This window comes from Treponema sp. UBA785 (assembly GCF_002297065.1).
In the GTDB taxonomy this organism is placed as follows: Bacteria; Spirochaetota; Spirochaetia; order Treponematales; family Treponemataceae; genus Treponema_D.
The window spans coordinates 1-953 of the sequence record NZ_DBJD01000086.1 but is presented as its reverse complement, the minus strand read 5'-3'; the positions used below and the strand labels follow the sequence as shown (position 1 = coordinate 953).

The window sequence follows — 953 nt, the reverse complement described above, 5'->3', positions numbered from 1 at the left end:
ATTTCCGCCAACAGATAAATTTCCATTTTTAACTTCAATTTCCGCCGCGCTTAAATCAGATTCAAAAACAAGACCTTTTTCTGCAACAATTTTTCCGGCGATTACAGAATCAGTGATTGTAACTTCTGTATCAAATCTCACAGAATCCCCAGCTCCTGGACAAACACTTGAAGCGCTTTCGTTCCCGTTTTCGTCAATAACATTCCAGTTTTTAGCCTCGCCCCAATTTCCGCTCGAAGCGCCGTTCCATTTATAATCCGTTGCCACACAAAAAAAAGTTGCCGCAAGCAAAAACACTGCAACGCTCAAAAACTTTTTAATTCCGCCTAAACCGCAAATTTTTCCGTCAATAAACTGCAAATAAAAATCTTTCTTAAAAAAAACATTATTCATTTTTTCAAATCCAGTTCAAAAAAAGGCAATTTTCCAAAATCCGCCCCCCCCACAAAATTTCAGAAAAACCAAAAATTTAAACTATTCCTTTTAGAAAATCGGCATAAAAAACAAACCAGTTTAGAAAATCACTTTCTTCAAAAAAATAACCCTGCTTTTCTTGCGCTCAATACTCAAAAAAAACAGGGCTCGAAAAATTCAGATTTACGGCAACTAAAAAACAATAACCGAATCTTCTTCGTGAACAGGATATTTATTTGTCCGTCCAGTTTCATCATCAAAAAAATCTTCAACAAATTCGATTTTCAGGGCATTTTCCGCAAGACTTTCATCAAGCGAAATTTCCAAATCAGCAGTCGAAAGCGACGTGTTCCATTTAATTTTCGCAAACTGCTCATAAAGTTCATTCGCTTCAACAAAAGCTTCCCGCCCGGCCTTAATATGAATATACGCCACAGGGTCTTGAGAATGTCCCATCAATCTGACGAGATAAACAGCTTTATAAATTTTTTTACAGATATATCCTGCATCAAACATAACTAAATTATATCACGAAATAA

The 953-nt window shown here is 36.0% G+C and carries 2 protein-coding genes; both read right to left on the bottom strand.

Going from position 1 to position 953, the window contains the following annotated elements:
• Nucleotides 1-393 (bottom strand): hypothetical protein (locus tag B2X33_RS07390; protein WP_296668720.1); only part of this gene is annotated, 393 nt, incomplete at its 3' end.
• 213 nt (nucleotides 394-606) lie between these two features.
• The gene (locus B2X33_RS07385; protein ID WP_296023051.1) at nucleotides 607-930 is read right to left on the bottom strand and encodes a hypothetical protein; all 324 of its coding nucleotides are present in this window, start codon (nucleotides 928-930) and stop codon (nucleotides 607-609) included.
• Nucleotides 931-953 lie beyond the last annotated feature (23 nt).